The 9002-nt window shown below is 44.3% G+C and carries 7 protein-coding genes, 1 rRNA gene and 1 riboswitch; all 8 genes read right to left on the minus strand.

The window, feature by feature from the left end:
• Positions 1-113: 113 nt before the first annotated feature.
• Positions 114-262: riboswitch (FMN riboswitch) on the minus strand.
• 173 nt (positions 263-435) lie between these two features.
• The 8 genes from ACE1TF_RS19840 to rrf all read right to left on the minus strand — a co-directional run bounded on the left by ACE1TF_RS19840 (position 436) and on the right by rrf (position 8717).
• Positions 436-594, minus strand: a complete 159-nt coding sequence (locus tag ACE1TF_RS19840) for a DUF1540 domain-containing protein (protein WP_081829352.1) — start codon at positions 592-594, stop codon at positions 436-438.
• Positions 595-672: 78 nt separating this feature from the next.
• Positions 673-1872: an ABC transporter permease gene (locus ACE1TF_RS19845; protein ID WP_375019329.1), complete on the minus strand. Its 1200-nt coding sequence runs from the start codon at positions 1870-1872 to the stop codon at positions 673-675.
• The gene (locus tag ACE1TF_RS19850; protein ID WP_375019330.1) at positions 1859-2548 is read right to left on the minus strand and encodes an ABC transporter ATP-binding protein; all 690 of its coding nucleotides are present in this window, start codon (positions 2546-2548) and stop codon (positions 1859-1861) included. Before ACE1TF_RS19850 ends, ACE1TF_RS19845 begins: the two co-directional genes overlap by 14 nt.
• Positions 2526-3722 (minus strand): efflux RND transporter periplasmic adaptor subunit, encoded by a 1197-nt coding sequence (locus ACE1TF_RS19855; RefSeq protein ID WP_375019332.1) that lies wholly within the window; start codon positions 3720-3722, stop codon positions 2526-2528. The genes ACE1TF_RS19850 and ACE1TF_RS19855 overlap by 23 nt, the downstream gene beginning before the upstream one ends.
• Before the next feature lies 1 nt (position 3723).
• On the minus strand, positions 3724-4401 hold the full coding sequence (locus tag ACE1TF_RS19860) for a hypothetical protein (RefSeq protein WP_375019334.1): 678 nt from the start codon (positions 4399-4401) through the stop codon (positions 3724-3726).
• Between the two features lie 288 nt (positions 4402-4689).
• Positions 4690-6357, minus strand: a complete 1668-nt coding sequence (locus ACE1TF_RS19865; RefSeq protein ID WP_375019336.1) for a S9 family peptidase — start codon at positions 6355-6357, stop codon at positions 4690-4692.
• A 273-nt stretch (positions 6358-6630) separates the two neighbouring features.
• Positions 6631-7761, minus strand: a complete 1131-nt coding sequence (locus tag ACE1TF_RS19870) for a BclA C-terminal domain-containing protein (protein WP_375019338.1) — start codon at positions 7759-7761, stop codon at positions 6631-6633.
• An 839-nt stretch (positions 7762-8600) separates the two neighbouring features.
• A 5S ribosomal RNA gene (gene rrf, locus ACE1TF_RS19875) occupies positions 8601-8717 on the minus strand.
• Between the last annotated feature and the right edge of the window lie 285 nt (positions 8718-9002).

Genomic DNA, 9002 nt, shown 5'->3' on the forward strand with positions numbered 1-9002 from the left:
TAAAACCACGGGTAGCTTTTAGAGATTGTTAAAGTGACATACGCCATTGGCATATGTTTTTACGGATAGCAAATACACGTATGTACATACATGACGACATACTGCTGCTGTTATCCTCACTTCTCCCATCCAGACTTTAACTGTCGGCTCTGGAATTTCACCAGATCCACCGCTCCAACTACTGTTGTCACGGGTCACGGACTAAAAGGTAAACGACCTCATCACCGCCGGTAGGGAATTTCACCCTGCCCCGAAGTATTAGATTTGTATTTAGTTATGTAACGAATCTTAGCACAAAGCTTCTCACCTTTCAACATATCGTTACTGTTTGATGAGACTAGAGCGTACTTAAAGAAATGGTTGTTCTAGAACGTTCGTTGTCTAACCCCAATACACAATTAAAACCGTTGCACAAATTTGTGCAACGGTTCCCATCTAGTGCATCTTAGGTGAAAATGTGTGGCAATCGGTTTCCTCTTGCTCGGTCGTAATCTTGTCGGCATTTGAGACAACATAGATTCGGTCGGCCTCGCAATGGTTCCCTTCGCCCCAATGGACACAGTTGTTTACTTCACATAAAATTTCTTGTGCCATGTTCATTCCCCCTTGCCCGCTAGTATAGCCAAAAACCGCAGAGAACTTACGTGCATGGAGAAATTCTCAGTGGGTATCTTATTCATAACGAAGGGCTTCAATTGGATCGAGTTTGGCTGCTTTATTGGCTGGAAGTAACCCGAAGACCACACCCACAACCATTGAAAAACCAACACCGATAAGCATGACCGGTACAGAGACGAGAAACGGCCAATCAGCGAAAATGGATACCGTATTCGCAATTCCGGCACCTAGCGCAATGCCGATCACACCGCCGATTGTCGTTAAGGTGACCGACTCAATAAGGAATTGGAGGAGAATGTTGCCCCTCGTTGCCCCTAACGACTTGCGTAAACCAATCTCCCTCGTTCGTTCTGTAACCGAAACGAGCATGATATTCATAACACCGATACCACCAACGAGTAGCGAAACAGCAGCTACTCCACCAATAATGGTCGTCGTGACGTTGGTGATCTGTGAAATACCCTCTTGGATCTCTTCCATGTTAATGACTTCAAAGTGACCCGTACGGTCTGTTGTTTCATTTAAATAATCCGTAACTGAGATTCCTGCACTTTGAATCGTATCTGCACTCGTAGCCTGCACATTCAACATGTCCATTTGATCGGTGCCATAGAGCATCGGCCAGACCGATTGTGGTAGCAGTGCTTCATCAACTTGAAACTCAAAAAAACTTTGGTTCGCACGATCATGAATCCCGACAATTTCAAAAGGGATATTTTCGATATTTACCGTTTGACCAATCGGATTTTCTTCAGATGAAAACAACTCTTCTGCAAGTCCAGGGCTGATTGTCGTAACTCTCCGGCCCATCTCGACATCGCGGTCGTTCAAAAGTCGACCGCTTTCTGCCATGAACTCATTCAGTTCATAGTAACTCTCGTTAATGGCAAGCAGTTGTGCTCCAGAAGATTCTCGGTGACGGTATACGCTGGATGACGTTAGTGCATAAGCAATCACTTGCTCGACTGCAGGCATCGACTCAATGGCCCGTAAGTCTTCTTCAGAATACGAAACTTCTGTGTACGCATCATAATCCATTAACGATTCTTCTGGAGGCATATAATACACTTCAAACGTATTGTTACCGCCACCTGCAAATTGGGAGGTTAATAATGCTTCCCCGCCTTTACCAATGGCTACAACCGTGATAACAGAGCCTACACCGATAATAATACCGAGCATCGTCAGCATGGAACGTAGCCGGTGATTCCAAATCGAGCGTAACGCCATCTTAAAACTATCAAAGAACGACACGATCTCGCCTCCGATCTTCGATAATTTCTCCATCTCTAAACGTCACAATCCGTCTCGCATAGTCCGCAACTTCTTGTTCGTGTGTGACGACGACAAGTGTGGCGCCTTCTTCATGCAACGTGTCAAATAGCCCCATAATCTGCTCTCCAGACTTCGAGTCGAGAGCACCCGTTGGCTCATCGGCAAGGATGAGACTCGGGCGATTCACTAACGCCCGAGCAATCGCTACACGTTGTTTCTGACCACCCGAAAGCTGATTCGGTAAATGAGATACCCGCTCTTCTAACCCTACTTTCACAAGTGCTTCTTTTGCCCGTTCTTGACGTTCTTTCTTTTTTACACCTGCATAGATGAGTGGCAGTTCCACATTGTTAAGTGCACTGATTCTAGGAAGAAGGTGAAACTGTTGAAACACAAATCCAATATTTTTGTTACGAATGTCTGCGAGTGTCTTTTGCGGTTGCCCAGCAATATCTGTACCCGACAAATAATAAGAACCGGACGAAGGTTGATCCAAACAACCAATCATGTTCATAAGTGTGGATTTACCAGACCCTGAAGGACCCATGACGGCAACGAACTCATTTTCTTCAATCAAAAGTTCAATGTCTTTTAACACATGAAGAACCTGGTCGCCATTTTTATATGTTTTGTCAAGATTCTTCAGGTGAATCATCCAAAATGACCTCCATTCCTTCATAAATCATCTCAAGATTTGAAGGATCAATCACTGAATCTCCTGGTGTCACTCCCGAGATCATTTGTGTACCTTGATCACTCGTTACACCGGTCTCCACAAGACGTTGCATCGCCAATCCATCGACAATGACGTATACATACTGCATCTCTTCTTGTGTGAACGGATCCACTTCCGACTCAATGACATGTTCAGGTAACAACACGGCATCTGATTCCGCCTCGATTTCAAAGTACGCGTTCACGTGGAAACCGTGGAGCAATTCCTCTGAACCTTCTTCAAGAAGAATCTCGTATGGATATGAGGTCACGTTTGCTTCTTCAATAAGCAACGGATCGTCCTCACTCGCAGGTGATGTGCCTAACTCTGTAAGGGTTCCACTAAACCGCTCGCCTGGCATCACATTCGGCTCAACCTCAACTTCCATACCTTCCGTTAACTGAACGAGATCATATTCGGTGACGGTTCCTTGAATCGTCCACTGATCCTCTGATTGGATGTGAATTAATGATTCCCCTTCCGCAGCCATGTCAGGTGAAATTCGTTTCGTTACCGTTCCGGGCACGTCACTGTACACTTCGTGGAACTCTTCACCTTCATAATACTCCAGCTCTTCTTGCTGCTCACTGTATTGAAGGTTCGTTGTTCTGCGTTGAAATTCTAAATTATCTCTTTCAGACTGCAATTGGCTAATTAACTGATCACTTTGATTAAACGGGTCTTCTTCATCTTCGTCATCTGCTTGATTTCGTTCATTAGCTATATCCGTCTCAATAGAGGAAATTCGATCATCATATTGCTCAATCTCAAGCATCAAACGATCCAAGCTGTTACGCATCGTCACAAGTTGACGAGCCATTTCCTCATCTTCGTACGTCATGAGCAAGTCCCCTTCTTGAACCTGATCGCCGACTTCCACATGAATGTCCGTCAGTGTTCCGTGTTGGGCCTCTTCATAATACGACTGGTTCTCGAGCGGTTCCACAATGCCGTTTGCAATGATTGATTCATAAAGGGTTTCTTCCGTTGCCGTGACTGTCTCCACCACAACTGGATCATCACTAATGAGCCCTTCGTTTAGAATATATGAATTACCAACAATAAGTCCGGCAAGTAAAATAACACCAATAAGTATTCCAATTCGCTTCTTCATACTATTGCACCCCTTGCGCTTGCAACATCGACATGTACATAACTGCTGCTAAAATTACCATTAATAATAGATAAAAGACGGTTGATGTGATCACAATATATCGTGTACTCTTCGTAGAAACGACGCGAAGAGCAAACAGCTGAACGATGAAACACCAAACGACGAGCAGACTAATCTGTGCGAAGAAATGCGTAAAAAACGAGTCTTCAAAAAGTAAAGCCGCCACATATCCAAGACCGGTCACAGAGTACAGGTGCTCCATGCCAAACAAAAAGTAATAAGGCAAGTCAACGAGCATTACAATTATGTAAATCGGAATAAAATATGAGAATATGATAAATAGTCGCTTAAAACCAACTTCACGAAAAAAGATCCAGAAAACGAGGGCAATCGCGAGAATGGCAACGATGCTCGCGCCTACGGCAAACACACCACCTAAAGCCATCATAATTGAGACAAATATCGATGCTTCTTCCTCGCCCATTCCAGGCATAGATTGATAGACTTGCATCATATCGTCTCGTACTGCGAATTGGCTCAAGACTGTAATAAGTCCTATAATAAGAGCGCCGACAGTCAACCGCCAAGCCAGACCTTTCGTCGCTTCAGATTCTTTTAATGTTGAGAAATGAGCCTTCGTATTAAAAAGACCGTGCAAAAATTTCACGCTATGTATCATTCTTCTTCCTCCTATTAACCACTTCTCTGATCCGAGTCAAAATGACAAGACTAATCCTTTCTTATTATGACAGATTTCTCATTCTAAACAACAATCTTAAAAAATTCTTTGACGTATTCTAGCAACTTTTGGTATTTTTTCATAGTTTTTGTGATTTTCCTGCGACTACTTTCACATATAGTATTGCAAAGATCTTAATGAAGAGCAGTAGTCCATGTACGAAGAGGGTGATTTCAGTCGTGGAACAGATGAAATAAAGCGCAAATGAGTTTCATTTGCGCTTAGCATTTACTCGTTATACAACCTCTGCAAAAAATCTGCCATAGCTGTATATGCTGTAATTTGATTTTCGATTTTCACAATGCCGTGACCTTCATCTTCAAATCGAATGTATTCTACGGGATGATTTCTTGCACGTAACTCCTCGATTATCTGTTCGGTTTCTGCTATAGGAACTCTCGGGTCATTCGCTCCATGTGACACCATCAACGGCGCGGTAATTCTTTCGGAATAGTGAATCGGATCAATCTCGTCAAAGAACTCTCCATCTGCTTCGATCGTTCCGTATTCGCTTTCTCGCAGTTTCCTTCTCCACGGACCTGTATTTTCAAGGAATGTTCGGAAGCTGGAAATGCCAACGAGATCTATGCCTGCGGTAAATACGTGTGGATAATGGGTCACTGCAGCTAACACCAAAAATCCACCATAACTTCTGCCAATGACCGCTACTTTCTTCTCATCCACATACGGTTCTTCTTTTAAAGCTTCTGCAATTTCAATAAGATCCTTAACCGAATCCATTCGCTTCCGCACATCATCTAAATGAATATATGTCTTTCCATATCCTTTACTTCCTCGTACATTTGGTGCACATACGACATATCCAAGAGATGTGAGTGACTGAATAACGGGGTGGTACGTCGCCTTCGTTTGGCCTTCAGGACCCCCATGAACCCAAAACGCAACGGGAGTATTTTTATTATACTCTTTTGGTTTATACAGAAACGATGGAATGGATCGACCGTCAAAAGAGCGAACGGTATAAACTTCTGGTTCGATGAGTTGAGCTTCAAATTCAGATGTTGCAAGAGTGCAATAAAGACGCTCACTCACCCCCGTATCGATGTAGTGTACGTATACATCTGCCGGTTGTGTTGGTGCATTATAAATAAGATGAATCTCATTTGCCACATTCCAAGCGAGGTCCGCCAACGTGCCAAACCCTAGCTCAAACGATACGCGGTGACCACTATGAATATTCAGAATCCAACCTTTATCAATCCCGCCTTCATTCGTCGTGTATGCAAGTTTTGACTTGTCTGGATTTATCGTTAGATTTTCAATATCCCAATCTGGCTCGTCCAACCAAGTTAACTTCATCGTTTCCAAGTCCATTTGTGCAAGGCCAGTCGTCTCGCGCCCGTAATTACTCAAAACGTAAATGACCTGTCCATCACTTGAAAACTTAGGAGAATGGAACGAAGAGTTTTCATCAGTGTCAAGAAGCCAACGAATGTCCTTCGTATGTATGTTGAGAAACCCAATTCGGTTGTACAAATTCGTATATACTTCTTGAATGACGAGCTCATCCCCTGACGGACGCCAACCTAACACTCGAAATGTACCATCAGTTTCTAGAACGCGAGTAAGTTGTTTCGTATTCATATTCATCGTATAAACATCATAAAAACGAGCGTCTCGTTCATTACTTACCCAAGCGACGTGATGACCATCACTCGAAATACCACCGAACACGTGTATAGCATCATCCACTTTCGTGAGGCGGGTGATTTCTTTATTCTCAGACACATGGTATAGTTGCTGACGTTCATTTCCTTGAATATCCATACCGATAATTAAGTCATCAGATTCAGGAAATTTTTCTAGAAATTGAATCCGGTCTTCTGTATCAAGAGAATGAGCGTACGTTTTCTCTAATGAGTCATGCTTCCACAATTGCGGAAGACCACTTTCATCACTAATGAATAGAATGCCGTCTTTAACAGCTACAGGTGACGATACTGATGGCACAGATAAATAGTTGTGAATTTGTTCTTGAAGTTGAATGTATACCCTCTCCTTATTAAGAAAATTTCTTTAATAATAACAAATTCTACACCTAACGCACAAGAAATCATCATAGTGATCTTCTTCGTCTTCATTCCACTTTGAAAATAAAAAGCAGATGCACCTAAACGGCACATCTGTATTATCTACAATTCAAAAAGCTTACGTTACATCTAAGCCAATGACTTGAAGCGTAGCACCGGCATTATTTGGATCTAATGTTAAAGTAGAACCATCTGGACCAGTAACAGCTAATTGAACCACATCTCCCGCCCCAAGATCAAGAGAAACCTCATTAACATAATCTACATATGAGCCCGTTTCATTACCATTTAATATCGATGCAGGTACAGGTACACCGTTCACGAGAATTCTCGTTGAAACTGCTCGCGACGTTAATAACTTCATCGCATAGGAAACACGATATCTACCTGGTGTGTTAACCGTTACAGAGTTTGTTGTCATCGGCAAGTCTGCGCTAAATAGTTGCTCATCTGGTACTTCTACAACTGTGCCAACGCCACCAGATAACGTAATGACTTGCCCGGTTATTGACGCCCCGTATGCGTTATTAATGCTTGAACCCCCGCCAGGACCTGTTGGCCCGGCTGGTCCTTCTGGGCCTGGGTCACCTGGTGGTCCTTCTGGGCCAATTTCCCCTTGGGGTCCCTCTGGACCGATCTCTCCTTGAGGCCCTTCTGGTCCTAATTCACCCTGGGGTCCTTCTGGACCAATTTCTCCTTGCGGGCCTTCTGGTCCTGGGTCACCTTGAACTCCTTCAGGTCCCTGCGGTCCTTCTGGACCCACTTCACCTTGTGGTCCAGTTGGTCCTGGCGGGCCAGTTGCTCCCGTAGCTCCAACCCCTGGTCCGGTTGGTCCAGTTGGTCCGCTAGCGCCAGGTGGTCCCGTCACGCCAATGCCTGTAGGTCCTGTAGACCCTGTTCCAGGAGGGCCAGTTGCTCCCGTAGCTCCAGTCGCCCCTCCTCCATCGACAAGTATTTCATAACCACCCGGCACTTCATCAGGATTTCCTCCAGGATTATTAATAATCACTCGATATAATCTGCCGTTATAACTTATTAACTGCCCAATTAAATAATCATTGGCTATCGCTGGATCATAGACTTGGATATCGAGGCCTGTAATATCATTAATTAAATTATTTTCAATCTCAATCGTATATTCACACCAACATTTGCGATTATCACCTAAATGATGCTTTTGGCGTGAGCCACAATAACAACCAACATTCGCGGGTCGATACGAGTGACCATATTCAGCATCTTTACTCATAACATTCACTCCTTTTGATCTGACATTCCTACACCTACCCATACTCTATGATATTGACCCAACGAGTGTGTCTTTTCATTTGGCAGTACATTGATACTTATGCAAGACGAGCACGTACGAGTGACAGGTAGTGGATGTATTTCGGCAGCTTTCGAAATGAATGAATAATGAGCTCCCAGACAGTTGTATAGTGGGATGTCCGGTTTGACTAGTTGGAATCATCGTTCGATAACGGGTAATCATGTATATGGGGTCTTAAAGGAAGATGAGCTTATTGAAAGCATCACCCAAGCTTTTGCATTTACACGTTAGTGCCTGTAGGCTATGGGCTGATTTTCTGGAATTGGAGAGCCGGTTTGGCTAAAATCTTACCATAGATTCATTAATGGGAGGATTTCTGATTTCTATGGTAGGATTTGCACCCACGAAACGCGGAAAAGAAGACAAATCAGCCCATGAGAGGGGTTATGAGCTGATTTCGCCCCGCGCCCGGCCTCGGTGCGTCGGCAATGGGGGGATTTTGACGATCTTCCCCCGCCATTCAATGCCAAATCCCATCGTAAGCGTGGTCATGGGGGAATTTCGCTTTCTTATGTGGGGATTTGGGCACAGATCAGCCCGCGTTCTCCTCAATATCCCCACATAGACGCTTTTACGAGGGGATCTACGCTGGATGGGCGTTGGATTTTCCTAATTTGCGCTGTGGATACTGGATTTTGACGGTCTTTTCAAGGCTGGAGAGCGAGACGAAGGAATCCCTCTACGTCCAAAACCTTCTTCATTCTCTCAATCACAAAAAACCACCCTGCTTCCAAAGAGGAAACAGGGTGGTTTCGTTTGCCAGGCGACGTCCTACGCTCACAGGGGGCTACCCCCCAATTACCATCGGCGCTGAAGAGCTTAACTTCCGTGTTCGGCATGGGAACGGGTGGGACCTCTTCGCCATCATCACCTGACTATAGAAATGAATGTTAAATCTTCCGGGGAAAATCTCTGTCGAATCTCTTCGTCCACTTGTTCCTCTGCTTCTCACGTATTCAATACGCTCCGATGCTCGAAACTGCGTGTCCTCGATCTTCTCGGACCTTTTCGTCCTCAGATTTAACCATGTATAGAGAGATCGTTCTCTCAAAACTGAATAACGGAGAAGCATGCGGACGTGACCCATCCTAACGCCATATGCGTGGATAAATCCTCGACCGATTAGTATCTGTCAGCTCCATGTGTCGCCACACTTCCAC

The sequence above is a fragment of the Geomicrobium sp. JSM 1781026 genome, from assembly GCF_041949955.1.
In the GTDB taxonomy this organism is placed as follows: Bacteria; Bacillota; Bacilli; order Bacillales; family Marinococcaceae; genus Geomicrobium_A.

Coding starts and splice junctions, on each gene's coding strand:
- ACE1TF_RS19840 (WP_081829352.1), bottom strand. CDS start 594: ATGGCACAAGAAATTTTATGTGAAGTAAACAACTGTGTCCATTGGGGC.
- ACE1TF_RS19850 (WP_375019330.1), bottom strand. CDS start 2,548: ATGATTCACCTGAAGAATCTTGACAAAACATATAAAAATGGCGACCAG.
- ACE1TF_RS19855 (WP_375019332.1), bottom strand. CDS start 3,722: ATGAAGAAGCGAATTGGAATACTTATTGGTGTTATTTTACTTGCCGGA.
- ACE1TF_RS19860 (WP_375019334.1), bottom strand. CDS start 4,401: ATGATACATAGCGTGAAATTTTTGCACGGTCTTTTTAATACGAAGGCT.
- ACE1TF_RS19870 (WP_375019338.1), bottom strand. CDS start 7,761: ATGAGTAAAGATGCTGAATATGGTCACTCGTATCGACCCGCGAATGTT.